This window comes from Mesorhizobium sp. M8A.F.Ca.ET.165.01.1.1, assembly GCF_004792065.1.
Lineage (GTDB): Bacteria > Pseudomonadota > Alphaproteobacteria > Rhizobiales > Rhizobiaceae > Mesorhizobium.
In genome coordinates this window covers 292,002-317,984 of sequence record NZ_SRTH01000005.1, presented here as the reverse complement: position 1 = coordinate 317,984, position 25,983 = coordinate 292,002, and the positions used below count along the sequence as shown (strand labels likewise).

General features: G+C 65.5%; 22 protein-coding genes. 9 read left to right on the top strand and 13 right to left on the bottom strand.

All coding sequences use genetic code 11. The features are described 5' to 3' along the window. Positions 1-102: 102 nt before the first annotated feature. The 11 genes from EN808_RS17430 to EN808_RS17375 all read right to left on the bottom strand — a co-directional run bounded on the left by EN808_RS17430 (position 103) and on the right by EN808_RS17375 (position 12,676). On the bottom strand, positions 103-873 hold the full coding sequence (locus tag EN808_RS17430) for an exodeoxyribonuclease III (RefSeq protein WP_135916493.1): 771 nt from the start codon (positions 871-873) through the stop codon (positions 103-105). 173 nt (positions 874-1,046) lie between these two features. Next, positions 1,047-1,700 (bottom strand): alpha/beta family hydrolase, encoded by a 654-nt coding sequence (locus tag EN808_RS17425; RefSeq protein WP_135916539.1) that lies wholly within the window; start codon positions 1,698-1,700, stop codon positions 1,047-1,049. Positions 1,701-2,023: 323 nt separating this feature from the next. Then, positions 2,024-3,142, bottom strand: coding sequence for a tetratricopeptide repeat protein (locus EN808_RS17415; protein ID WP_135916491.1), 1,119 nt, complete (start codon positions 3,140-3,142; stop codon positions 2,024-2,026). Further along, positions 3,139-4,047, bottom strand: a complete 909-nt coding sequence (locus EN808_RS17410; protein ID WP_135916490.1) for a Ku protein — start codon at positions 4,045-4,047, stop codon at positions 3,139-3,141. The genes EN808_RS17415 and EN808_RS17410 overlap by 4 nt, the downstream gene beginning before the upstream one ends. Positions 4,048-4,401: 354 nt before the next feature. Continuing rightward, positions 4,402-4,689, bottom strand: coding sequence for a GIY-YIG nuclease family protein (locus EN808_RS17405; protein WP_135882624.1), 288 nt, complete (start codon positions 4,687-4,689; stop codon positions 4,402-4,404). Positions 4,690-4,846: 157 nt separating this feature from the next. After that, positions 4,847-7,345, bottom strand: coding sequence for a DNA ligase D (gene ligD, locus EN808_RS17400; protein ID WP_135916489.1), 2,499 nt, complete (start codon positions 7,343-7,345; stop codon positions 4,847-4,849). A 41-nt stretch (positions 7,346-7,386) separates the two neighbouring features. Beyond that, complete coding sequence (locus EN808_RS17395; protein ID WP_127278490.1) at positions 7,387-7,611, bottom strand: hypothetical protein; 225 nt, start codon at positions 7,609-7,611, stop codon at positions 7,387-7,389. A gap of 109 nt (positions 7,612-7,720) precedes the next feature. Beyond that, on the bottom strand, positions 7,721-8,944 hold the full coding sequence (locus EN808_RS17390) for a GNAT family N-acetyltransferase (RefSeq protein WP_135916488.1): 1,224 nt from the start codon (positions 8,942-8,944) through the stop codon (positions 7,721-7,723). Positions 8,945-8,978: 34 nt separating this feature from the next. Further along, positions 8,979-10,199: a GNAT family N-acetyltransferase gene (locus EN808_RS17385; protein ID WP_127870235.1), complete on the bottom strand. Its 1,221-nt coding sequence runs from the start codon at positions 10,197-10,199 to the stop codon at positions 8,979-8,981. Between the two features lie 9 nt (positions 10,200-10,208). Next, entirely contained in the window at positions 10,209-11,510 is a 1,302-nt protein-coding gene (locus EN808_RS17380) for a hypothetical protein (RefSeq protein WP_189524131.1), read from the bottom strand. After that, positions 11,507-12,676, bottom strand: coding sequence for a glycosyltransferase family 4 protein (locus EN808_RS17375; RefSeq protein ID WP_135916538.1), 1,170 nt, complete (start codon positions 12,674-12,676; stop codon positions 11,507-11,509). Before EN808_RS17375 ends, EN808_RS17380 begins: the two co-directional genes overlap by 4 nt. Before the next feature lie 430 nt (positions 12,677-13,106). Here EN808_RS17375 and EN808_RS17370 point away from each other — a divergent pair, with 430 nt between their 5' ends. Together EN808_RS17370 and EN808_RS17365 are read left to right on the top strand one after the other, a co-directional pair. Next, positions 13,107-14,276: a DUF1972 domain-containing protein gene (locus EN808_RS17370; RefSeq protein ID WP_135916487.1), complete on the top strand. Its 1,170-nt coding sequence runs from the start codon at positions 13,107-13,109 to the stop codon at positions 14,274-14,276. Then, complete coding sequence (locus tag EN808_RS17365) at positions 14,273-15,541, top strand: cellulase family glycosylhydrolase (protein WP_135916486.1); 1,269 nt, start codon at positions 14,273-14,275, stop codon at positions 15,539-15,541. The genes EN808_RS17370 and EN808_RS17365 overlap by 4 nt, the downstream gene beginning before the upstream one ends. Before the next feature lie 203 nt (positions 15,542-15,744). Here EN808_RS17365 and EN808_RS17355 read toward each other — a convergent pair whose 3' ends face one another. Further along, positions 15,745-17,085 (bottom strand): VpsF family polysaccharide biosynthesis protein, encoded by a 1,341-nt coding sequence (locus EN808_RS17355; RefSeq protein ID WP_135916485.1) that lies wholly within the window; start codon positions 17,083-17,085, stop codon positions 15,745-15,747. Position 17,086: 1 nt separating this feature from the next. Next, positions 17,087-19,171 carry a Wzz/FepE/Etk N-terminal domain-containing protein gene (locus EN808_RS17350; RefSeq protein WP_189524130.1) on the bottom strand — a complete coding sequence of 695 codons (2,085 nt, stop codon included), beginning with the start codon at positions 19,169-19,171 and terminating at the stop codon, positions 17,087-17,089. Positions 19,172-19,504: 333 nt separating this feature from the next. Here EN808_RS17350 and EN808_RS17345 point away from each other — a divergent pair, with 333 nt between their 5' ends. The 7 genes from EN808_RS17345 (at position 19,505) to EN808_RS17320 (ending at position 25,962) form a co-directional block, all read left to right on the top strand. Next, positions 19,505-21,028 (top strand): formyl transferase, encoded by a 1,524-nt coding sequence (locus EN808_RS17345; RefSeq protein WP_135916483.1) that lies wholly within the window; start codon positions 19,505-19,507, stop codon positions 21,026-21,028. Positions 21,029-21,127: 99 nt separating this feature from the next. After that, positions 21,128-22,336 carry an NAD(P)/FAD-dependent oxidoreductase gene (locus EN808_RS17340; protein ID WP_189343712.1) on the top strand — a complete coding sequence of 403 codons (1,209 nt, stop codon included), beginning with the start codon at positions 21,128-21,130 and terminating at the stop codon, positions 22,334-22,336. Between the two features lie 218 nt (positions 22,337-22,554). Beyond that, positions 22,555-22,758 carry a hypothetical protein gene (locus EN808_RS17335; protein ID WP_127870229.1) on the top strand — a complete coding sequence of 68 codons (204 nt, stop codon included), beginning with the start codon at positions 22,555-22,557 and terminating at the stop codon, positions 22,756-22,758. Between the two features lie 66 nt (positions 22,759-22,824). After that, entirely contained in the window at positions 22,825-23,019 is a 195-nt protein-coding gene (locus EN808_RS17330) for a hypothetical protein (protein ID WP_127870228.1), read from the top strand. Between the two features lie 389 nt (positions 23,020-23,408). After that, complete coding sequence (locus EN808_RS17325) at positions 23,409-24,440, top strand: hydroxyacid dehydrogenase (RefSeq protein WP_135916482.1); 1,032 nt, start codon at positions 23,409-23,411, stop codon at positions 24,438-24,440. Between the two features lie 317 nt (positions 24,441-24,757). Further along, positions 24,758-24,847 (top strand): putative RiPP precursor, encoded by a 90-nt coding sequence (locus EN808_RS36345; protein WP_189343711.1) that lies wholly within the window; start codon positions 24,758-24,760, stop codon positions 24,845-24,847. Positions 24,848-25,218: 371 nt separating this feature from the next. Further along, positions 25,219-25,962, top strand: a complete 744-nt coding sequence (locus EN808_RS17320; RefSeq protein ID WP_135916481.1) for a helix-turn-helix transcriptional regulator — start codon at positions 25,219-25,221, stop codon at positions 25,960-25,962. Positions 25,963-25,983 lie beyond the last annotated feature (21 nt).

The window sequence follows — 25,983 nt, the reverse complement described above, 5'->3', positions numbered from 1 at the left end:
ATGCATCAGCCGGCCCCCTCGCTGCGCTGCCAGCTTAGCGCGAGAAATGACCTGCGGAAAAGGGCTGCATGCGCCGCTGATGATGAGCGGGCGCGAGATCCCTCACCCCAATTCCACCCAGACCGGCGCATGGTCGCTGGCGCCGTCCTGCCCGCGCACGTCGCGGTCTATGCCCGCCCCCTTCAGCCGGCGCACGAGCGTCTTCGACAACAGGATATGATCGAGCCGCAGGCCGGCGTCGCGCGGCCAGCGGTTCCGGCGGTAGTCCCAGAAGGTGTAGAGCGTCTCCTTCGGATATTTCTTGCGCAACGCATCGGTCCAGCCTTGGTCGAGCAGCGCGGCGAAGGCCGCGCGGCTTTCCGGCTGGACCAGCGCGTTGTCGTCATAGGAGCGTGTGGCGTAGATGTCGCGCGGCTCGGGCACGATGTTGTAGTCGCCGGCCAGCACCACCGGCAGGCCGGTGTCGAAGAGTTGTGCCGCATGCGCCCCCAGCCGCGCGTGCCAGGCGAGCTTGTAGGCGAATTTCGGCCCCGGTTGCGGATTGCCGTTCGGCGCATAGAGGCAGGCGATGACGATACCGTCGACCGCCGCCTCGATGTAGCGGCTCTGGCGGTCGGCATCGTCGCCCGGCAACGCGTCGCGGGTCAGCACCGGTTCGGCACCGCGCGCCAGGATCGCGACGCCGTTCCAGGTCGGCTCGCCCTTCCACACCGCGCCGTAGCCGGCATTGGCGAGGCTTGTCAGCGGAAACTGCGTGTCGCGCGCCTTCAATTCCTGAAGGCACACGACATCGGGTTTTGCGCTGGCGAGCCAGGCCAGGAGGTTGTCCAGCCGGCTGTTGATGTTGTTGATGTTGAACGAGGCGATCTTCATTGGTGGACGCCGCTGGCGCCCCGCACTTCGTCATCCTCGGGCTTGACCCGAGGATCCATGCCGTGACGTCTGGCGTAGAATGCGACGGGCCGGAGTTCTGCTCCGTGGCGGCTCTCGAAAGTCACGGCATGGATCCTAGGGTCTGCACGCGTCGCTTCGCTCCTTGCTTCGCCCTAGGATGACGAAACCGAGGGCCGCGCCACCCACGCCTTCACCCTCTCGGCAAGCGTCTTCAAATGATCGCCCGTCGAGAAACCCGACACGCTTTTGCGCGGCTTGAGATCATGGTCGCCATCCTCCAGCCAGATCACTTCGATGGCATCGGAAAGGCCATAACCGGCCACCTCGTCCCGGGTGCCGAATTCGTCGCGCGTGCCCTGAAATATCAGCGTCGGCGTCTTCAGCCCGGCGAGATGTTTTGTCCGCAATTGCTCGGGCTTGCCGGGCGGATGGAAGGGATAGCCGAGGCAGACCAGTCCCGATATCTCGCCCTTGGAAAACATCTCGTCGGCGACCATCGAGGCGATGCGCCCGCCCATCGACTTGCCGCCGATGATGAGCTTCCCGGTCACGCCGTTCGCCCGGAGGTCAGCAATCGCCTTGATGTATTCCGGGTTCACCGCCTCGGCGCGCGGCGGCGGCTTGCGCTGGCCGTAGCGGCGCGCCGCCATGTAGTGGAACTCGAAGCGCGCGACCTGGAAGCCCACGGCGGCCAGCGCCTTGGCGGTGGCGGTCATCGAGGGAGAGTCCATGGAAGCGCCCGCGCCATGCGCGAGCAGGATGGTGACGGGGGCGGTGTCGTGGCCGTCGAACAGGAAGGTGGTCATGGAATAGAACTCCGGTGGCGGCTCAGCGTCGGTGACCCCTTCTCCCCTTGTGGGAGAAGGTGGATCGGCGCGCAGCGCCGAGACGGTTGAGGGGTGCTCCAGCGGAGTGAGACGTTGGCGTTCCCTGGAGCACCCCTCATCCGACCTCGCTTCGCGAGGCCACCTTCTCCCACAAGGGGAGAAGGAAAGGCAGCTTCGCCATCGCGCCAACTCTCCACGGTTGATGATTGGCGAAAGCGCCCGCGACAGCCGATCTCCCCCCTTGAGGGGGAGATGTCCGGCAGGACAGAGGGGGGGCGTTCAAGCGCAGGCATGACCAACCCTCACCCCGCCGACTGCGCCAATTGCATATCCACGAATTGCACGCCCCTGGCCGCCACCCCAGCCCATTCGGACGCCGCGTCGAGTTCGAGATACCGTACCCAGAGCCGCCGCGCCTCCAGCAGATTGCCGGCATCAAACTCCAGCCGCGCCAAATTGAACACCGGGTCGGCATAAGTCCTGTCGAGCGCGATCGCTTTCTGCAGGTGCCGTCGCGCCGAGGCGTCGCGGCCCTGTTCGCTCATCAGGCCGGCGAGGTTGAACCAGGCTTCGACGAAGGCCGGGTCGAGTTTTATCGCCCTGGCATAATCGTGCGCGGCTTCAGCCGCGCGCCCGGACCCGCGCAAACAATTGGCGCGGTTGAAGGCGGCGATGGCGTCGGTTGGATCGATGGCAAGGCAGCGCTGGTAGAGTGCGGCGGCGCCGTCGTGGTCGCCGTCCTCCTCCGCCGCTTCCGCCTCGGCGAACAGGTCTTCCAGCGTGTCGTCGCCTTGTGTGGCGGCACCCAGATCGAACAGCAACTGCCCGTCGAGCTCGCTCTGGCCGCCTTCGAGGTAGATGGCGTCGGGCCGGCCAAATGCCGAGCCGACATTGAGCGACTTGGCGGTGAGCGAAGCGACCGGACCGGACCGATGCACCGAGCGCGCGATCGCGCCCCATGTGGCGCCGCCGGCGATCAGCCCGGCATATTTGCGCGCCAGGATCAGATCCCGGAAGGAATAGGGCTCGCCATCATGCTCGAAGGCATCGAACAGGCCGAGCCGGTCGAGATCGGCGCCGGACAGCCTCGACTGGTCGATCAGCGATTGGCGCGACAGCGAAGACGCCTCGGGCGCCTTCATCAGCCCGAGCAGTCGCAGGAAACCGTTCTCGCTGAGAAGCATGCGCCCGGCCGCGCGCTCGGCGACGACGCGGCGCTCAACCTCGGCATCGCCGTTTTTCGTCAGCCCTGCCTTGGCCAACAAGGCCCGTCCGAACACGACATGCGTGGTACGCCGGGTGACGCCGCGCCTGAGTTGGCCGTGCTGGCGCTCCACCTCGCGCGCGGCGAGCCGGAGCGGAAACGCTGCCAGCGCGCCGATCGTACCGAAGACAGCGCCCGCAACGGCCGGTGCCGTCATTTCTTGCTCTTGCCGACCGCCTTGAGCAGGTTGGCCTTGAGCGGATTTTCAGGAGCAGCGCCGCCTGCGGCCGCCTTCTTGGCGGCGGGCTTGGCGACCTCGTCGGCCTTGCTCTTCGACTTGGCCGGCGGCTTCGACTGCGACAGGCTGGCCTTCAGCGCATCCATCAGGTTGATGACATTGCCGCGCTCCGGTGCCGCCGCGATGATCGGCTTGTGGCCCTTCAGCTTCTCGCGGATCATCGCCATCAGCGCGACCTCGTAGCGGTCCTCGTAATTCTTCGGATCGAAGGTGGTTTCCTTCTGCTTGATCAGCGCTTCGGCAAGCTGCAGCATTTCCGGATCAGGCTTGCCGGCCGGAATGTTGCCGAAATATTCAGCCGTGCCGCGCACTTCGTTCGGGTTCCTCAACGTGCACACGAACATGCCGTTCTCGCGCGCGCCGATCGTCACCACGCGCTCGCGGCTGGACAGCACCAGCCGGGCGATGGCGAGCTTGCCGGATTTGCGCATGGCCTCGCGCAGCACCGCGAAGGTCTCTTCCGCCATGGCCCCGTCCGGCGCCATGTAATAGGGCGCGTCCTGGTAGATGACGTCGACCTCGTCCTCGTCGACGAAGGCCTCGATGTTCATCGTATGGTTGGATTCGATGCGCACCGCGTCGAGGTCGGTGTCATCGATGATGATGTACTGCTTGTCCTCGTACTCGTAGCCCTTGACCAGATCCGCGCGCTCGACGAGCCCCAGTTCGGGATCGACCGGCTTCATGTTGATGCGGTTGTGGGTCTTCTTGTGCAGCTGGTTGAACGAGATGCGTTCGCTGGCGCTGGTGGCGGGATATAGCCGCACCGGACAGCTGACGAGACTGAGCTTGAGGTAACCTTTCCAACTTGCCCTGGGCGCCATGATGAACTCCTACGCGGCCATGCGCTGACATTTTAGCTTGAGCATGATCTTATCCGAAAACCGGTTTCCGCTTTTCGGGATCATGCTCTCTGCAGCGCTTTTCGTCCGAAGGACGATCGACGCCGAGGAAATCCTACACCGACCCCGCACAATACCGACAAATCCCTGACGAAACCTTCCGGCGGGTTTTGGGTCAAGGGAAGAGAATAATTCAAATTGTCGGAAGCGTCGATGGAGATGGAACTGAGAGGACTTGGTGCTTCGTCATCCTAGGGCGGAGCAGTCGCGAAGCGACGTCGCGAAGACCCTAGGATCCATGCCGCGACGCTTGAGCTTCGCAACGGCGCAGAATACTCACCAACCCGTCCCGCGAAATAGCTCGAACCATTCCGGATTGGCCTTCTCGATCAATTCAACCTTCCATTGGCGTGGCCAGCGCTTCAACGATTTCTCGCGTTGGATGGCATCAGTAATGTCGAAGTGCTCCTCGTACCAGACTCGTCGTTGCACGCCGTATCGGCTTGTGAAACGTGAGCCTTTGCCTTCCTTGTGCTCAGGCATTCGGCGGCCCAAGTCGTTGGTAACCCCTATGTAGATGGTGCCGCCTTTCTGGCTCGCGGTCATATAGACGTAGCCGGTCATACTGCGATATCACCTTGCGATATTGCCAATGAACACTCCGAACGGTTGTATCTTATGACTGATGTCACGGCATGGATCCTAGGGTCTGCGCGCGTCGCTTCGCTCCTTGCTTCGCCCTAGGATGACGAAGTGTAGGGATTGCGCCGACGCTTCCGGCTTACACATGGCCGAACACCGGCAAATCCCGGGCAAACTCATCGATATCCGCCCACGGATCGCCCGACGTCTCCAGCAACCCAGGCAGCGAGGCATAATTCAAATCCTGCGGCGCATCGATCGCCTCGAGGTCGCTCCAGCTCACCGGTGTCGAGGCCGGCAGGTTGGTGCGCGCGCGCAGCGAGTATGGCGCCGCCGAGGTGTGGCCGCGGGCGTTGCGGTGATAGTCGATGAAGATGCGCCGCTTGCGGTTTTCCTTGCCCATGGTGGTGGTGAAGGTGTCGGGCGCGGTCGCCGCCAGGTGCGTTGATATGGCGCTGGTAGCCTGGTGCAGCTTCTTCCAGTTCTGCTTGCCCGTCACCGGCACGGTGATGTGGATGCCGCTGCCGCCGGAAGTCTTGGCAAACGGCACCAGCCCCAGCCCCTCCAGCTCGCCCTTGATGTGGACGGCGGCTTCGACCACCTCGCGCCAGGAAATCCCCTCGCCCGGATCGAGGTCGAAGACGATCTGGTCGGGCTTGTCGAGGCTGGTGCGGTGTGTGCCCCAGGTGTGGAATTCGACGACACCGAACTGCGCCAGCGCCAGATAGCCTTTCGCGCCCTCGACCGAGAGATAGGACTTGGTCTCTCCCTCGGAATTGGTCGCCTGGAACGTCACCACCGAAGGCGGCATGCCGGTGAAGGCGTGGCGCTGGAAGAAGCAGTCCTTCGGCAGGCCGGTCGGGCAGCGCACCAGCGACACCGGGCGGCCAAGGATGTGCGGCAGCATGAAATCGCCGACCAGCGCGTAATAGACGGCGATGTCGAGCTTGGTCGGGCCGGTCTTGCCGAACAGACGCCGCGTCGGATTGGTCACCCAGATGGTCGCCAGATCGGCCTCCGAGATCAGGCGCTTGCGCTTGGTCGACACCGGCGTCGACAGGCCGACATCCCTGAGGCCGCGAAACACGCCATGGCGCAGCGCATTGTCCGCCGTGCGGTTGGCATAGTGGACGCGCGCCGAGAACAACGGTTTCACCCAGTGCATCTCGCGCATGATTTCGCGCGGCACCCCTTCGGGCACCGAGGCGCCTGATGTCAGCGGCTCCAGCCGCGCCAGGAGATCGGCGGCCGTCGCGCGGTCGAAGCCGGTGCCGACCTTGCCGCGATAGTGCAGTTCGCCATCCTCCCATTCGGCCATGCCAAGAGCTGCCAGCCCTTCCGCCGCGTCGGAGACGGTGTAGCCGGCAATGACGAAGTCTTCGCTCTTCAGCGCCTTGGTCTTGGTCCAGCTCTTGGTGCGGCCGCTCTGGTAGATGGCGGTCGCCCGTTTCGAGACGACGCCTTCCAGCCCCATATCCGAAGCTTGATCAAAAAGCCCCTGCCCCGAACCCTCGACATGGTCGGAAAACTGGATGGCGGAATTGGCGCCGAGCCCGCCAAGCAGTTCGGCCAGCAGCGCCTTGCGCCGGATGAGCGGCACCTTCATCAGGTCCCAGCCGTCGAGATGCAGCAGATCGAAGGCATAGAAATGCAGCTTGCTGCCGGCGCCACTTGCCAGCGCGTCCTGCAGCAGCGCGAAGCGGGAAATGCCCTTGGCGTCGAGCACGACGATCTCGCCGTCGATGATCGCCTCGCGGCACGGCAGCTTGGCGAACGCACCGGCCAGGTCGCCATAGCGCTTCGTCCAGTCGATGCCGCCACGGGTGATCAACCGCACCTCCCCATTGGCGACATGCGCCATGGTGCGGTAGCCGTCGAATTTGATCTCGTGCAGCCACAGCTCGTTCGTATTCTCGGCAGGGCTTTCGCCGCCCGGCGGCTTCGGCACCTGGGTCGCCAGTTGCGGCTCGATACGGCTGAGCGCCGGCGCCTTGGCCGCGCCGGGCAGCTCGCCCGGCTTCAGCGAACCAGGCTTTGGCGCGGACTTGGCGACCGGCTTCGGCGGTGCCACCAGCTCCTCGATGCGCAATCCGGATTTGACGCTGTCCGGCCGCGCTTCGAGAATGTCCAACGCCGTGTCGGCGGCGAGGTCGCGCTCCTTGAACAAGAGCCAGTTCTTCTTGTTCTCGTCCTCGCCGGGCTTGGGCTTCAGCCGGGTCAGCATCCAGCCGCCATTGAGCTTTTCGCCGGCCAGCCGGAACTTGAAGGCGCCGGTGCGCAGGCTTTTGTCGACATCGTCCATCGGCGCCCAGCTGCCGGTATCCCAGACGATCATCGGCCCGCCGCCATATTCGCCCTCGGGGATGACGCCCTCGAAATCGATATATTCGAGCGGATGGTCCTCGGTCTCCACCGCCAGTCTTTTGTCGGCCGGGTTGAGCGAAGGCCCACGCGGCACCGCCCAGCTTTTCAGGACATCGCCGACCTGCAGGCGCAGATCGTAATGATCCGCCGTGGCGTGGTGCTTGTGGACGACGAAGCGGTTGCCGTCGCCGACGATCAGGCCGCCGGCGGGTTCGGGCGTCTTGGAGAATTCGCGCTTGGCGCGGTAGGTCTTGAGTTTGGGAGGGCTGGCCATCGGTCAGAGATCGAAGCGCGTGGCAACAGCAAACAAGAGTCTCAATCGTCAATCGCCGGCGTCAGCTCAAGCTCGGCCGGCGACAGCCCCTGCTGCAACTGGCTCAAGCGGAATTCGTCGACCCAATAGGCCTCGCCGTCGACCAGCACGCGCGCACTGTAGGTGCCGCCCGAGAAACTCTGCGCAGTGATGTAGACCTTGTGGCGGTCGAGTGCCTTGCGCACCGCGGCGCGCTTGGAGTTCTGGCTGTTCACGGCAGTGGACATGCGCTTCGCCCTCGGTCGCCTGACACGGAACCCGGCCGCTCTTGGCCGCCCGGCGACTGGCCCCAAGGATGGCGGAGACGCGCGGCCCTGTCAATTTCGCGGGCGCCCTTCAGGTCTTCAACCGCCGCAAACGGCGCATCACACCCTGCACGGCCTTGTAAAGCCGCGGCTTGGAGCGCACGAAAAGCTCGGTCTTGCCGCGCAGCCTGATATAGGCGGTCGAGCCCCTGCCCTTCAGCGTCATCGGCTCGCACAATTCGGCCAGCACCGAGCTCGCCGCGCCGATATGCTGCTTGTATCCCTGGCTGCCGACCGAAAGGTCGAAATAGCCGAGCCCTTGCCCCCGCCCCCATATCATCAGCTTGCCGATCGTGGTCAGGCCCGGCGAGACGTTGGGCACCGCCTCCTGGTCGATCCCGAGCAGCAGAGCGTGCAAGGTGCCCTTCATGACCAGCACGTAGATCACGGCGAGATAGGCTTGACCGACGCGCAGCCCGAACAGCCGCACCGAGCCGTCGGAAAGCCCCTGCAGGGCGGCATTGCGGTAGAACTCGACGATCGGCGCCTGCGTCAGGAGGTCGAAGCGGCCGAGCTCGCGAAAGCGGTTGAGCCTGAGCTCCACCAGCGTGCCGAACTGCTCCTCGATCATGTCAGGCGTCTCGGCTTCGACCAGGGCAAGGCGGCCGAGCTGTTCGAAGCGGCGGCAGTGCTTGTAGAAATGCTTTGTAAAGGACTGTTTGCAGATACGCTTGATCAGCGTTTCCGGCTCGCCATCCAGGACCAGGCCCGAGGCGATCTGGATGGAGTCGCGCGCCGCCGAAAGCAGCGCCAGCGGGTTGGCGACGCCGTGGATCTGTCGCGGGATTCCCGCCACGTGGATGCGGTCGGCCGGCGGCAGCACGACGCGGACCGCGGCCCAGGCGGCGTCGGCGCTTTGCGTGGTCCAAAGCCTGGCATCGGCCAGCAGCGGCGCCGAATAATCGCACACGCCGCAGCTCAGCCATTCGATCACATGGTGGCCGAGCGCCCGGCGCCGCATCAGCGGCAGCAGCATGACAGGCGCGCCCGTGGCGGCGTCGTTGACTTCGACGACGAGCAGATCGGCACTTTTGGGCATCAGCCGGCTGGCGATCCCTTCCACCCAGGCAAGGCCCTGGTGACCGGTGCACAGGCCAGTTTCCTCGAGGCGCTGCCAGAGCTGCCTTATGGTGTCGAAGCTGGTGTGCAGGCGCGCCGTATAGTGGGCGCCGACGTCAATGCCGGCTCTGATCGGAGAAACTGGTTGTACCGGTGCATCCGCCGCCGCGGCCGGCTGCACTGCCAGGCTTGCCACATGCTTCTCCTATCCGTTCTGGCCCGCCCCGGCATCAACCACGCAAGCGCCGCAAACCCCGCATCGTTCCCTGGACCGCTTTGAGCAGCCTTGGGTTGGAGCGCACGAACGCCTCGGCCCGCCTGCGGAACTCGATGGCGGCATTGGCCACACTGCCCCGCATCGTGAACCCATGGCGGAGTTCGACCAATACCGAACCCTTGGCGCCCATATGTTCCTTGTAGCTCTGGTTGCCGACGGAGAGGTCGAAATACCCAAAGCCCTGTTCGCGCGCCCAGCCGATCAACCTGCCCATGATTGCAAGCCCCGGCGAGACATTGGGCACGACGCCCTGGTCCATTGCTATCAGCAGAGCATGAACAGTCCCTTGATGAACCAGGAGATATTGAACCGCGATCAGAGCCTCGCCGACGAGCAGCCCGAAAAGCCGCACGGAACCGTCCAACAGGCCCTGAACGGCCGCGTTCCGGTAGAAATCGACGATCTTCTCCTGCGTCAGCAAATCGAAGCGGCCAAGCTCGCGAAAGCGGTCGAGCCGCATCCGCACCAGTTCACCGAAGATGCGCTCGAGCTCGGCCGGCGCGCCGGCCTCGACCAGCTCCACCCCGCCAAGCCGTTCGAGGCGACGCCAGTCCTTGCCGAATTCCTTGACGAAGGACGGCCTGCAAAGACGCTTGAGGACTGTTTGCGGGTCGCCGTCGATGGCGAGGCCGAACGTGGTCTGCATGGAATCGCGCGTGGCCGGGAGCAGGGCCAGCGGATTGGCGACGCCGTGGATCTGTCGCGGAATTCCCACGATGTGGACACGGTCCGACGGCGGCAGCGCCGAGCGCACCGCCGCCCACGCGGCCTGCGCGGATTGCCTGCTCCACGGGCTGGCATCGGCCAGCAGCGGCGCCGCATAGTCGCAGACGCCACAGCTCAACCATTCCACCACCCAATGGTGGAACGCCCTGCGCCGCATCAGCGGCACAAGCATTCTGGGTTCGCCCGTCGCGGCGTCGCCCACCTCGACGATGAGGAGTTCAGCGCTTTCCGGCAGCAGCCGCGCGACGATCCCTTCGGCCCAGGCGAAATTCTGGTGGCCGGTGCACACGCCCTGCGCCTGCAGGCGCAGCCAGAGCGGCCTGACCGTCTCGAGGCTGGTGTGCAGTTTCGCCGTATAGGCGTCGTTGGCGGCGATGGCGGCGGGGTGCGGAACCTGCCCGCCGGGCAGGTCGGTCACCGCGGCAACTTGCAATGCCTGGCCTGACACGTCCCTCTCCTACCGTCTTACCGCGGCGAACGAAACCGCCCGCCGCCACGAACCCAGCCGGCTGTCGCGCTGCTGGTCCGGATGTTCGATGTTCCACATGCGGTGATGCACGAAATACCACGATGCCACGAGCACGAAGATCTCGGAGAGCGCGGAACCAGCCAGCGACCAGGGCGGAGACGCGACCGCCAGCAGGATCGCGATCAACGCCAGCCCGACGATGGCCCCGCCCAGGGTGATGAACGCGACGATGCGGAAGTCGCCCATGATCTCCAGCACGATGCGGGGCATGATGTAGAGCATGATGGGAATGAAATTCGCGATCACGAAAAGCCCGATGAACTCCACCGACGCATTCTGGAGAGCCTGCGATTTTATCATCGGCAGGACGAACAGGATGGCGCATCCATAGGCCACCGCGCCGAGCCCCATGACGAGGGCCCACAGCTTTGCCTGCGCCCAGACACGGCGCGTCTCGTTGTTGCGCATCAGCTTGGCGAGTTCCGGCTGCGTCATGTTCACGAAGGCAAGGCTGCTGATGCGCAGCGGCGCGAACAGCACGATCACCGCCGCCAGCGGCGCGTAGGCGGCCGGCCCGGCAATGCCGGCGACCAGCAGCGCCAGGCATTGGCCCTGGATGTTGGTGGTGGTGGCGCTGAATGCCGACCAGCAGAGCTGGGCCCAGAGCCTTGCATAGCGCCGCCGCGTCGGCATGCGGAAGCTGATGCGCATCGTGCGGCGCGCCAGCCGGACCAGGACGAAGATGCCGAACAGATTGGCCGCCGCGAGCGCGTAGAACACGGTCTGCAGCATGTCCCCGGCCATCCAGATCGCCAGGCCGGCCATGACGGTGCCGGCGATGGTGAAGGCGGCATCGCTGATGGAGACGATCACCTGCTGGCGGCGCGCGAAGAAGGCCGTGCGCATGTGGCTGCGCAGCGACCATGCACCGACGAAGCAGCCGGCGGCAATTCCGCTGGGGTCGCCCAAAAGACGCATCACCACCGCCGTGCCGACGGCCATCAGCAGCGCGACGACCAGCGCCGCCGTCCCGAAGGCCACGTCATAGGCGTTGACGCCGGCGCTGTTGGTGCTCTTGCCCATCCAGATCGAGGCAGGAACGGCGGTGAGCGACCTGATGTAGGACAGGCCGACGCCGCCCATCACCATGCCGATGGCGAACAGACCGTAGCCTTGCGCCGACAGCATGTGCAGCAGCGCGATGTTGAGGGCGAAGTGGAAGCCGCTCTGCATCGCCTCGCCGCCGATCATCAGCACCAGGCGCCGCACCAGATGGCCAGGCAGTTTCACGGCCGTGTCTCCGCCTGGCGCGCGGTTGCCGGCCGGCTCGGCTTGGCGATGGTTGCCTTCAGCTTGTCCGTGGCTATGGCCGCGATCGCCGCCGCCGCGACCGGCTCGCTGAAGACTGCCTCGTAGCGCGCCCGCCCGGCGGCGACAAACGAGCGCCAGGCCTCGGGCCGCAGGATGATTTCCTCGAGTTTGCCGGCCAGCGCGGCGGCATCGCCAGGCGGAACGTGCCAGCCGGTCTCGCCGTCGGCGACCACCTCGACCAGCCCGCCGATCGCCGACACCAGTGGCGGCCGGCCATAGGCCATCGCTTCGATGGCAACGCGGCCGAGCGATTCGGGACGCCGCGACGGCACGGTGACGATATCGGCCCAGCGATAGTGCTCGGACGGATCGGGGATGAAAGGAAGGACACTGACGCGTCCGCTGAGCCCCATGCCGTCGACCAGTTCGGCCAGCGCGCGCTCGCGTTCGACGCTTTCGAAGGCGCCGCCGACCAGCCGCACCTCGACCCTCGACTTGAGGTCCGTCGGCAGCGAGGCGATCGCCTCCAGAAGCACTTCCTGGCCCTTGATCCTGTTGATGCGGCCAAGCAGCAGCACCTTGAGCGGACGCTTGCCGTCATAGGTCATCGCTTCGGCCGCCGGCGGGCCGGCAACGCCGTTATAGACCACATGGGAGCGCGCGGATCGGGGCTCGCCGAACGCGGCGCGGGTGGCGCGCGAGTTGAAGATGAGATCGGCACGGCTCCAGTGCATCAGGCCGACAAGGATCCTGCGCATGGCGCCTTCGGGAATTTCATGGATGTGCAGCACGGCCTTATCGGGCAGAAGGCGGGCGGCCAGCGCATAGTCGGCCACGATCGAGGTGTTGACATAGGTGAGGTCGCAATCCCTGAGCCGCCGCCAGGCCCTCAGCACCGCGACCGGCAGCCGCGCCATCTCGATGGTGGCAAGGCGCGCAATGGCCTGGCGCCTCAGCACCCAGAGCGGCTCGAAGACGATCCGGGTCGCATGCGGTTCGAGGATCTGCACGATCGGTCCGCCGCGCGGCAGGACCACTTCGATGTCGGCTGACGGAAACGCGGCGCGCAGCGCGGCCACGCTCTCCGCGAAGCTGCGGTCGGAGCCATAGAGTTCATAGCCCTGATGGATGCAGGCAATCCGCATCTTCACATGCATCTTTCTGTCAGGGGTGGTGTACGATTCCGCCGCCTGACGGCATCAGCGACAGGAAACTTCAAGTCCAACACCCCTTTGGACTCCACTGGTTGCCATGAAACGGATGTGATCCGGATCACCACTCCAATGCTGCACGCCCTCCGCCGATTCTGGCGCGCAGAAGTCCACGAGCAAGGATCGTGCCGGGCTTGGTTTGACCGTCTTGCGGCCGCCAGGTCCCGGCAATGCCTCGTTTCGATACATACGCATGGAAGGTTGACCGATAGTGAAACAACCCCGGCGGCCTGAAGAAATATTTTACAACCCCGGTGCGATAATGAGCGAACCCCGACTCTGGTATGGATATCGCCAGGCAGCGGTTTCGGGATTGGAACAGCCTCGCATTGCGGAATCGAGCGGATTGAAAGCGCCAGTAGCCATGAGACCGGAGACGCCCACCATCCTCATCCTTGGGACGCGCGGCATTCCCGCGGCCCATGGCGGCTTTGAGACCTTCGCCGAGAAGCTGGCGCTGTTTCTTGCCGGGCGCGGCTGGAAGGTCGGCGTCTACTGCCAGGAGGAGGTCGAGCGGGTCGACCGGAGGGTGCGCGTCGACACCTGGAAAGGCATCGATCTGATCCATGTCCAGGTCGCCTCGAAAGGCCCGCGCGCGACGCTGGAGTTCGACTGGCAATGCGTGCTCGACGCCGCCCGCCGGCCCGGCGTCTGCCTGGTGCTCGGCTATAATGGCGCTGTCTTCCTGACCTGGCTGAGGCTGATGCGGCGCAAGATCATCACCAACATGGACGGCATCGAGTGGCGACGGCCCAAATGGGGTGTGGCGGCACGCACATGGTTCTGGCTCAACGAGTGGATCGGCGCCTGGGCCTCGCACCGTCTGGTCGCCGACCATCCGGTGATCGCGGATCACCTGGCAACGCGCCGGCCGCGCAACGCCATAGCCACCATCACCTATGGCGCCGACCCGGTGACAGCGGCGCCGGAGGCGCCGGTGCGCGCGCTCGGCCTCGAACCCGGCAAATACCTTATCTCGATCGCGCGCATCGAGCCCGACAACAACATCCTGCCCATCGTCGAGGCCTTCTGCAGCCAGAAGCGCGACATGAAGCTGGTGGTTCTGGGCACGCTCTCCCCTGAAATTCCCTATCATGTCGCCGTCCGCAACGCAGCCAACGCCTCGGTCGTGCTGCCCGGCGCCATTTACGACCAGGCGGCGGTGAAGGCGCTGCGTTTTCACGCGCGCGCCTATCTGCATGGCCACACCGTCGGCGGCACCAACCCGTCGCTGGTCGAGGCGCTGGCCGCCGGCAACATGGTGATCGCCCACGACAACCCCTACAACAGATGGACCGCGGGCGCGGCCGCCATCTATTTCACCGATGCGCGCAGCTGCGCCGAGCGGATGCGGCAGGCGATGGAGGATGACGCCCTGGTCAGGACCTGCGGCGCGGCCGCCAGGGCTCGCGCCAACGAAGTCTTCCGCTGGGACGATGTCCTGCTTGCCTATGAAACCGAAGCCTACCGGCTTCTGGGCGTGACCGCCGCCGGCGCCGTGCCGGTCGATCGCCCCTCGCCCGGCGCCGTATGACGGGTTGGTCGCGACGGCGGCTGCTGAGGACCGCGCTGTCGACGGCGCTGGTGCCCGCCACGGCGGCGCTTTCTTCCGCACCACCCGCTTTGGCCGCCACTGGCGAATGGCGCTTTCGCCGCGGCGTCAATGCCTGGCCCTGGTTCGCGCTGACGCGCGAGTTTCCCGCGCCGCGCACCAACTATGCCTGGCCGCCCTTCCAGTCGCAGCGGCCGGTGCCGACACCGGACGACCTTCGCCGGCTGCGCCGGACCGGGCTCGATTTCATCCGCCTGCCGGTCGATCCCGGCCCCTTCCTCGCCGCCGACGCCGCCACGCGCGCGAAATTGCTGGCGATGCTGGACGATGCCGTCGCGGCCGCCCTCGATGCCGACCTCGGCATCATCGTCAACGTGCAGGCCAACGGCGCCACCCATTACTGGAATCCCGACCGCATGGTCTCCAGCACCGCCGCGCCCGAATTCGAAGCCTACCGCGTGCTGATCGGCACACTTGCCGGCGGGCTGCGGCGCTTCGCACAGGGTAAGGTGGCGCTGGAACCGGTCAACGAGCCGCCGCAATCCTGCTCCTCCAACGTCTGGTCAAACGTCCAGGCGGCCCTTTTGACGGCTGCCAGGGCATCGTCGTCGACCTTGCCGCTGGTCGTCACCGGTGGCTGCGGCTCGATGGTGAGCGGGCTCGCCGCGCTCGACCCGGAGCCGCTGGCGGCCTTCGAGCCGATCCTGTTCACCTTCCACTTCTACGAACCCTATCTGTTCAGCCACCAGGGCGCGCCCTGGATGCGCGAGCCCGTCTACCGCGCGCTGAACAACGTGCCATGGCCGGCTTCCGCCGGTTCGCTCGAACAGACGCTGGCCTCCGTCAGGGCGCGCATGGCTGATGACATCGAGACCTCCGAAGCGGACAAGCAGGCCGCCTATGCCGAAACCGAGCGCGTGCTCAAGGTCTATTTCGACGCCAGGCCCGACCGCTGGTTCGTCGACAGATATATCGGTCAGGCGCGCGACTGGGCCGACAGCCACGGCATCGCGCCTGGCCGAGTCATCATGGGCGAATTCGGCGCGCTGCGCACCGACGCCCGCTACGTCGCCGCCCCCAACCCCGACCGTGCCCGCTACATCGCCGATGTCAGGCAGAGCGCCGAGGCATCAGGCTTCCCCTGGGCCTTCTGGGACCTCTTCGACGGCATGGGCATGATGGACGACACGACGCGCGCACTCGACCCGGCGATGGTCGAGGCGCTGGGGTTGAGGATGGCGGGGTAGGTTGCCGTCCCACACGGGCAATCGTCGAGTTCCTTCACGCCCCCCTCTGTCCTTCCGGACATCTCCCCCACGAGGGGGGAGATCGGAGGCACGTCCGCCTTCGCCAATCGCCTATGCTGCAAGAGAGAGCCAGCGCAGAAGCCGCCAATCTCCCCCCTCGTGGGGGAGATGCCCGGCAGGGCAGAGGGGGGCGCCGTAGAGCGCTACCCTTGCAACCGTTGTACTCCTCGCCCCGCCACCCGCACCGGCCGGTACAGCACCAGCGCGATCACCACGAACTTGGTCATCAGCGTCGTCTTGGACGCCAGGCTTTCGGAGGTGTTGAGCAGGATCAGCCAGCCCAGCATCGTCAGCCAGATGCCGGGATGGCAGCGGCGCGCCACTTCGTGCATGAACAGTACGAAGCCGAGAAACAACAGCAAGGTGAAGAAGGCGCCCTGATAGAGCACCAGGCGGATGATCGGGTTCTCGATGCCCTGTTCGAGGCCGTTGATGCGGCGCAGGCTTTCGATGAGATCGATATCGGGTCCCACGATCAGGTCGCGCAGTTCGAAATGCTTGAACAGCTCGAACATTTCGACGCGGGCATTGGCGCTGCCGCTGTCCGAAACGAAGCGTTCCAGCAGCGCGTCGAAGAAGCCGTAGGAGAACAGCATGGCGAGCACGACCGGCAGCAGCGAGGAGAGCACGACCGCGAGGGCGGCACCCGGCAGGCTGATGCGTCCTCGCCGCAGATAGGCGACGCCGCTGAAAAGCAGGTAGATGCCGCCGAGCGCGATCGTCGTCACCATCGCCGAGCGCCCGCCGAACACGACCAGCGCCGCGCATTGCAGGCCGACCAGCCCGAGCCGCATCGGCATGGACAGCGATCGCGAGCCCGAAAGCAGCGCCAGCACGTAGATCGCGGTGATCGTGGCGTTGGACAGCGGATGGCCTTGAAGCGCCGTCGAGCGCAGGTCGTTCATGAACACCTCGCCGTCGAGCCGGTAGGGAAAGACCAGCGTCTTGGTGGCGAACTCGAACAGCGCCAGCAGCGCGTTCACGGTCATGACCGCGTGGACGACGGTCCGCATCCGGGCGAACGTCCTTTCGTCGTCCTCGGCCAGCATCATCACCAGCAGCGCCGGCGCCACGAAAGTGTCGATCATGCCGGCCATGCCGGGGCGCTGCCTGACGATGACGACGACCAGCAGCATGATCGACATGACGGCCAGCAGCGCGCTCGCCGGCCGCCTGTCGGCTATGGCCAGCGTGTAGCCGACCGGGTTGCCGAAGGTGCAGGCGCGCCAGGCAAACATCAGCACGAGCAGATAGGTCGAGGGATGGATCTTGGTCGCCGGATTGCCGGTCAGGCCGTCGTAATTGTAGCCCACCAGCCACAGCATGCCGCCCGAGATGCTGAATAGCAACGCGACAACCGCGACTAGGCCGTAGCCGGTCACCCAGTCGAGGGAATTGCCGGCACGGGGCGCGGCCGCGACTTGACCCTGGCCGGCCCAGCCGGCTGGGGTGGCGGACCGGGCGGCACCCCGGATGGCAGCCATGTCAGGCCGCCTCGTCGACCAGCAAGGCGCCGGTCGGCAACCGCCCCATGACGGAAATGGCTTGCGAGGCCGCCGTGACATCGCGCATCGGCGTCGCGTTGAGCGTGGCGACAAGCACGATCTCGTCGACCATCGCAACCAGCGGCGAGGCGTTGAGATTGTCGGCCAGCGCGCCGCCGTCGACGATGACGAGTTCGAAATTGCGGCTCGCCTGGGCCAGCATGTGCTGCGTGAAATAGACGCCCTGCGCCTCGGAGAAGGCAGCCTTTGGCCGGCCCTTGCCCAGCACCGCGACGTTGCTGCCGGGCGCGTATTGGCTCAGCGCCTCGAAGGCATATTCGCCGCGCAGCACGTCGAGCAGGCCGGGCTGCGGCTCCTTCTGGCCGCCGCCGGCATTGTTGGTGTCGATGAACAGGACGCGGCTGCCCCTGGCGGCCGCCGCGCTGGCCAGCAGGCGCGCCACCCGGCCCCGCTGCGCGGCGTCCTCAGGCGCCGACGTCAGCAGGACGGACGGCACCAGCGGCCAGTCCGGCGGGCGCCGGCTGGAAGAGAACAGGCGTCTCAGCGCCAGCCCGGCGACGGCGTCCATCTTCTGTCCGGCCGGCGTGGTGGCGCCGCCGAAAGGCCACCAGCGGCGGCGCGCCGATTTTGCCGGCAGCACGCCCACCACGGGCGCGTCGATGGCCGATTGCATCTGCGCGCTGGAAAGCACCGTCGGCGATGAATATTCCGCGATCAGCGCCAGGCCGGTACCCAGCCCCAGACCGCCGAAGAACGCGCCGAATACCAGCAGCAACAGCGGCGGCCAGCTCTTCTTCAGCGCCGGCATGGCGTCGGAGATGATGCGCGCATTGGTGCTGTCGACATTGACCTGCTCGCGCGTTTCCTGCGCCCGTTGCAGATAGGTTGCGTAGACCGAGCGCACCGCCTCGAGATCGCGCTGCAATTCGCGCAGCTTGACCGAGGCCTGGTCGGTGTCGAGCGACTTGCTCTTCATGCCCGCGACCTTGGCCTCCAGTGCCTGCTGGTTGGCCAGCGCCCGCTCATAGTCGGTTTCGGCGGCGGCGACGATGCGGCCGAGTTCGCGCGCGATGAGCTGGCGCGTGTCGCGTAGCTGCTGCTGGGCCGCCATCATCGAGGGATGGCGCGGCCCGAGTTCCGTGCCGAGCTGCGAGACCTGGTCGACAAGCGTCGCCTCCTGCGCCCGCAGGCTCGAAATCACCGCCGAGCGCATCGCCTCCGAGGTCGCGTCCGGTGCGCCGCCCGACCGGCGCAACTGGTCGACCTGCGCCTTCAGCGTCGCGGTGCGGCTTTGCGCGGCCGCGAGCTGCGTGTTGATCTCGGTCAGTTCCTGGTCGCTGACCAGATTGCCCGCGGCCATCACCATGTTGTTGGCGGACTTGTAGGCCTCGACCGCATTCTCGGCCCGCTGGACGCGCTTGCGCTGCTCTTCCAGCCGCGCGGTGATGGAGTCGGAAGCATCCGTGGCCATCTTGGCGCGCGCGCTCGCCTGGTCGGCGAGGTAGGCCTGCGCGATGGCATTGGCGAGCTTCGCCGCCTTGTCGGCGCTCTTGGCGGTGACGATCACGTCGAGGACCAGCACCTTGTCGGCCCGCTTGACCCCCAGCCGCCGGCGCAGCGCATCGAGTGTCTTGCCCGTCTTGTCGGTCTCGGCCGACCCCGAACCCAGCACGCCGCCGAGCAAATGGCTCAGCAATCCGCCCTGCCCGTTGAATTCGGGATCCTCGGTCAGGTTGGTTGCCGCAATAGCCCTGAGCAGCACGCCGCTCGACTGGACGACGGCAACCTGGCTTTCCACCATGGTGATGCCGCCATCGGGCGGAACCCGGCTCGGATTGACGTCGTTGGTGACCACCTGCAGGTCTTGCGGATCGACGATGATTTCCGCCACCGAGCTGTAGAGCGCCGGCGTGAACAGTCCGTAGAGCAGCGCCCCAAGGGTCAGCAGCGCGGCGGTGGCGAGGATCAGGAAGCGGCGGCGCACCAATATGCGCTTCAGGTCACCCAGCTCGACGCTCGAGGATGGATAGGACGCGGCCGGTGGTGGCTCCGGCGCATATTGCATCACCTCCGGAGCGTGTTGTTGCGGCAACGAGAGCAGGGATGATTGCAAAGGTCGCTCCGACAACACTCCGTGTGCCCCAAAAGATTAAATTGCGGCTTCAGCCTAGCTATTACTCCAACTGTTAAAACACTGTTAATTATGTTGGGAGCTCTTCTGATTTCTGGCACGGAGTTTGCGTAGCAAAGACACGGGCCGTGTTGACAGGGCGCAAGCGAGCGGGAAACGAATGGAAATGGAGCGCCACCTGTCTCCAGTCCGACCGTTGCCCATCTCTCGAGCCCGAAAATCGAACACCGGCCAGTTTACCGACCATCAGAACTCTAGGGGTGCGACATGCAGGTGAGCCTGCGCCTGGACAGCGACTGCCTCCGTGCTTTTCACCTGCTGCTGCTGCAGCGCCTGGCGGCGCTCGCCAATGTCGAGGTCAGCGTCGACGCACGCCCGCGCGGAAGCGGCGTCCCAGGCAGCATAGCCGCGCTGTTCCAGCTCGAAACGGTCATCCATGGCTTGCCCGCCGACGGGTTGGCCAAGCGCCTGCCGCTGTCGGCGCTGGCACCATACCGCACCCAGCCTCGCGCCGCGCCGGACCTCGTGCTCGACCTGTGCGGCGACGCGCGGCAGGAGGCAACGCGCGTCTGGCGTGTGACCTATGACGGCGCCGCCGGCGAAGCCGCCCTTTTGGCGTCGATCCTCGATGGCCGGACGCCGCTGGCCCGCATCGAGGAGAACGGCGCCGTCGTCGCCGAAGGGCGGCTCGGAACCGAATATGGCGGCATCGCGCTTGCCGCCTTCCAGGACATGCTGGCGCGCACCGCGAGCCTGATCCTGGCGGCGGTGACGGGGGCTGCACGCGGCGCCCTGCCCGTCCTGCCCGAGCCGGCGGACGACAGGCCCGCGCCGTCGCTGCCCTCGGCCGGCAAGCTCGGCGTCAGGGCGGGCAAGGCGCTGGCGCGGCGCATCGTCCAGAAGATCTACCATCTCTGCTACAACGCCCCGCACTGGAAGGTCGGCTGGCGCGAGACGGACGGACGGGACCTGTTCGATCTGCGCGCCCATCCGGCATCGGGCTGGCAAGAGCTGCCCGACGACGGCAGCCGCTTCTACGCCGATCCGTTCCCGATCCTTTACCAGGGACAGGTAACCCTGTTCGTCGAGGATTATATCCACCGTCTGGGCCGCGCCATCATCTCGGCGGTGCCGTTCGGCCCGTCGGGGCCGATCGGCCGCCCGGAGCCGGTGCTCGACCTGCCCTACCACCTGTCCTACCCCTTCGTCTTCGAGCGTGACGGCGAGGTCTGGATGGTGCCCGAAAGCTGCGCCAACCGCACGGTCGATCTCTACCGCGCCACCGCCTTCCCCGGTGGATGGGTGAAGGAGGCGACGCTGCTGTCCGATATCGTCGCCAGCGACGCCACCCTGGTCGAGCATGGCGGCATGTGGTGGCTGTTCGCCACCGTCCGGGACGGTGAAGGCACCGCGAGGGACGGTGGCGGCGCATTCTCCGATGAACTGCATCTGTGGTCGGCGCCGGACTTTCGCGGTCCCTGGACGCCGCATCCCAAAAATCCGGTGCTGATCGACATCGCCTCGGCGCGGCCGGCCGGACGCATGGTGGAACGCGATGGCCAGTTGCTGCGCCCGGTGCAGGACTGCCGCAGGAGCTACGGCGGCGCCCTTGGCATCGCACGCGTCACTCACCTTGATTTGAACGGCATGGACCAGCTTGTCGAGACCATCTTAACTCCTGGCGCGCTATGGAGTGGACGCAAGCTGCACACGCTCAACGAGGCGGGCGGCCTGGAATTCATCGATGGCTCGGCGATCGCGCCGCGCTGGAAACAGAAGAGGCGGCCGTAGTTAACCTAAACGTTTGTTGCTACCAGCCACCCGCGCTGGTTGCTTGAGGTTGATCAGGGTCCGGAAGATATATTCCACCACAGATTGTGGAGACAGAAGATGACGAGCATGAAGGGCAGCGAGATGACCACCGTCGAGGCTGTCCCGGCCGAAGTAGACGTGGCGATCGTTGGCGCCGGAATGGCGGGCACGACCCTGGCAATGGTTCTGGGAAAGTCCGGGCGCAAGGTAGCGCTGATCGACCCGCACCGCGTCCATCACGACGAGTTCAGGGCCGAGAAGATCGGCATGGATCAGATGCGGCTCTTCGCGAGGCTCGATCTCGAAGAGACGGTCATGCGCCACGTCACCTCGGTGACCGACGTCCACGTCTTTCGCCTGGGCCAGCTGTTCGCCCGCGAGCAGAAGTGGGAATACACATTTTCCTACGGCTCGATGATCAACGGCCTGCGCGACGCGCTGCCGCGCGAAGTGCCGATCACGGTCGGCAAGGTCGCCGAGGTCTCGACCGGGCCGGACCGGCAGCGCCTGGTGCTGGCCGACGGCAGGGTCATCAATTCCCGCCTGCTGGTGGTGGCCACCGGTTACAGCGAAGCGGTGCGGCGCGCCATCGGCGTCGAGCGCGTCGAGCTGTCGAAGGCGCATTCGCTCTCGATGGGCTTCGACCTCGCCATTCCGCGGGACGAATGCGCCTTCCCGGCCGTCACCTGCTACGGCAAGCGGGCGGCGGACCGCGTTGCCTATCTCACCGTTTTTCCGCTCGGCGACAAGATGCGGGCCAACATGTTCGTCTATCACACCGTGGCCGACCAATGGACGAGGGATTTCCGGTCCGATCCGCAGAAGATGCTTTGTGAGTTGATGCCCGAAATATCGGCGCAATGCGGCAACTTCGCTGTCGCGAGTCCCGTCGAGGTCCGGCAGGTCAATCTGACCACGACGCAGGGCCATCGCCGCGATGGGGTCGTCTTCATTGGCGACGCGTTCTGTACGACATGCCCGACACCCGGCGTCGGCATCGGGCGGGTCATGGTCGACGTCGAGCGCCTCTCCTCGGTCCACATCCCCGCCTGGCTCGAAACACCAGGCATGGCGGCCGACAAGATCGCCACCTTCTATGACGACCCGGTCAAGGTGGCCTCCGACGAGACCGGCATGCGTGTGAGCGTCTACGCCAAGCAGATCACCACCGAAACCGGACTGGAATGGCGCGCGCGGCGCCTGCGCAACAACACGGCACGCCGGCTGATGATCATTGGCCGCAAGGTGCGCCATTTGGGATTGCGGCGCGAGCCGGGGCTGGCCTGAGGGGCTTCCCACCCTTCATCGCCATCGAAGGCACTTCCCTGGTGCTATCCGGGGGACAGCGCCTCTTCCGTCCTCCCTCCCCGCGAGAGGAGGAAGCAGAAGGAAAGCGCCGGAGCGCTTCTCCAGCACAACGACATAGCGCTGAAAAAAGCAGATCCAACGCCGTTCAGTCGGAACCAGCGGCGCGCCGACAGGTTATGCCCGCAGGAGATCCTGTCATGGTCAAGAATATCGACCGCGCGTTGCAGGATGCTATTCTGGCGATGCGCATTCTTCGCAAATCCATCATTGATCATGGGCACATGGAAGCCATGGCCGAATTCGACGGCTTGATGAGCGTGACCATATCCGAGGCCGAGCGCGAACTGACCCGCTGGCAGGCCGGTCATCGCGCCAAGCGGTCAGGCCAGGCAAAATCCTGACGCGATCGCGCGCGGCTGGCATCCGCTGGAACCTTGCCGCACACGGTTGGTTTCAGGGAATGTGACATGCCGGCGGAGAACGAAGTGGCCCGATTGGTCGACAAGCAAAAGCTTGAGAGAGCGGATCGCGAGTCGCGGATTATCCTCGACGCCGAGCGGCAGGCCCGCGACGCAAAGACCGCCCGCCTTCGCAAGCAGCGGCTGTCCGCCGAGCCAAGCGAGGAGCAACAGAAGCCCGCACCGCCAAAGCGGCGCAGGTGACGGCGTGTTCTCGCCGCAAAAGCAAAAGGCGCGATCGACCGATCGCGCCTTTGTTTCGGCAGGCGAATGCCTTCAGGCTCGCCCGGCGGTTTCAGTCATTGCGGCGGCGGCAAATTTGAAGATCCAGCGAGCGCGGTGACGGCCGAAAGCCGTTCGCGCTTTTGCCAGGTTGGCTTCTCATATTTCTTCATTTGCTATTGCCCCTTTGTTGAATAGCGCAGAGAAGACCGGCTTCGCCGCGAATGTCAATTGCGTCAGGACGGCTGTCGCGATTTTGAGCGAAACGTTCCTGCACCGAGTAAATCGGTCTGCCGTGCTTTTAAATCCGCTGGTCCGGGATAGATTTAGGACCGAGAAAGCGCCACAAGCCGCTTCGGGAGGATCTTGCCATGTCAGACACCGCCTTGCCGCTGGTCATCAGCGCGCCCGAGCCGCGCACGCTCGAGCTGATCTTCACGCCGCCGCAGCTGGCGCGGCTCAGGGCGCATTACCGCATCGTCGAGACGACGCCGGACGGCGTGGCGCGACTGCCGGTGGGGGTGCTGGCCGAGGCCCGCTACATCGTCGGCCAGCCGCCGATCTCGCCGCAGACGCTTGAAGCGATGCGGGCGCTGCGCTGTGTCTTCAACGTCGAGAGCAATCTCCTCGACAACATGCCCTATGAAACGCTGTTTTCGCGCGGCATCCATGTCGTCACGACGGGCCTGGTTTTCGCCGAGCCGGTGGCGGAGCTGGGCCTGGCCATGGCGCTCAACCTTGCCCGCGGCATCGTCGACGCCGACCTCGCTTTCCGCCAGGGGCAGGAGCTGTGGGGCGGCGACGGCAACCGGACCGCGCGGCTGCTTTCGGGCGCCGATGTCGGCATCATCGGCTTCGGCGACCTCGGCCGCGCGCTCAACCGCCTGCTGTCGGGCTTCCGCACCCGCACCAAGGTGTTCGACCCCTGGCTGCCGCCATCGATCCTGAGGGAAAATGGCGTCGAGCCGGTTGCGCTGGACGAGGTGCTGTCGCAAAGCGACTTCGTCTTCGTCGTTGCCTCGGTGACCTCCGAAAACCAGGGATTTCTCGGCGCCGATGCTTTCGCCAGGATGCGCAAGGGCGCCGCCTTCATCCTGCTCAGCCGTGCCGGCGTCGTCGATTTCCCCGCCTTGATGGCTGCGGTGAAGAGCGGCCACATCCTTGCCGCCAGCGACGTCTTTCCCGAAGAGCCGCTGGCGGGCGACCATCCGGTGCGCACGCTCCCTGGCTTCCTGCGCTCCGCCCACCGCGCCGGCGCCCTCGACATCGCCTTCAAGCGCATGGGCGACATGGTGCTGGAAGACATGGACCTGATCGACCGCGGCCTGCCGCCGCTGCGCTCCAAACGCGCCGAGCGCGAGACGGTGTCGAGGATGCGCTCGAAGCCGTCCGACAGGAACTAGTCCCGGCCTATCCCCATGCCGGGACCGGCAGCCAGGCACGAGACAATCGCCGGGATTGTCGGCTTTCGCGTCTGTTATGCGTGATTTTGGCATCAGCAAGAGCTAAAACATCGACGATGCATGCTCCCTGGAGGTGAAACGTTTTGACTTCGCCCTTCCTTTTGCGTCAGATTCGACGGGCAAGCCTAGGCAAAGGGAACGAAAATGAAGAAAAGCTATGCCAAGCCGACACTTCTGAAGCGCCAGAGACTGTCCACGGTCACGGCGGTTTCCTGTCTTTCGCCGTGCAAGGCCGCTTGAATCGAGGGGATAGGGCCATGAAGAAAACCTACGCCAAGCCGACGCTCTTGAAGCGCGAGAAACTGTCGGCGGTTACCGCGGGTATCTGCACCTCGATTTGTATCTGAATCGAAGGCCTGAAACCTGAGGGATATGCGAGGTCTCGCGTCCTGGCGCGAGACGACTTCGACGATCCGCAAGGCGAGAGCCGTTTCCCCTGAGTTGCCAGGCTGAGTTGCCGGGCCTCCTGTTGTGATGGAACGATCGCGCCGCCGGCAGGTTTTGCAAATGGCCGGGCGGTAAGAAGCCCGGCGTACTCCAGAAGGCCCGTCACGAGTCGCGTCGGTGGCGGGCCTTTCCATGTCGGCCCGCAAGCAGCGATTTTTGCAGCGATATTGGCCGAAGGTCCCCTTTCGCGCCCGAGCGATGTTGTGCGAGATTGGCGCAATATCAGCAATTGCTTGAATAATGGTCCGGACGTCTTCGGGGGGACGGTGTCGTGCCAATTCGCAGGAATCTTGCCGCGAATCTCAAACGGCTGGTCAGCGGCCACGCGTCGGTGAGTGCCGTCTGCCGCGGATTGAACATGAACCGCTCGCAGTTCGAGCGCTACCTGCAAGGCAAGAGCTTGCCCAACAGGGCCACGGCGAGGCTGATCTGCGATTATTTCCGCATCGACGAGGATGAATTGTACCGCGCGCCGGAAGCCGAGGCGCAGCGATTTGTCAGTCTGTCGCCGATACATGAAACGCTTTACGCCAACATGGTGCGCGGCCCCTGCCCCGCCATCGCCGGCGGCACCTATTTCACCTACTTCGCGGTTCCCGAGCGCCCGGATCTGTTGATGCGGTCGGTCACCTTCGTGCGGCGCGAGGCGGAGTTGGTGACGTTCCGGCGCGTGACCCGGTGGGCCGAGGGCAATCGCCAGGGCGGCGCGCGCGCGCTCGGCTGGCACTATGGCGTGGCGATCTCACGCCTGAACTGGATCTATTTCGCCGCCATCAACCGCCGCCAGACCGGCGAGCCGTCGATCATGGCCGTGCAATGGGCGCCCTTCTCCGAACCGGTCCTGGTCGGCCGGGCCTTCGTCCTGACGGGAGCGGGGCCGGCCTGTCTGCCCGTCATCATGCGCCAGGAAGTTGGCAAGATCAGCCTGCGGCAGGCGATGCGGATGTCCGGCGTCGTCAGCCTCGACGACCCGCGCCTCGACCCGCTTGTGGCCAGCCTCGCGCGCGAAGGCTAGAGTGGTCACGGCCAATGATGA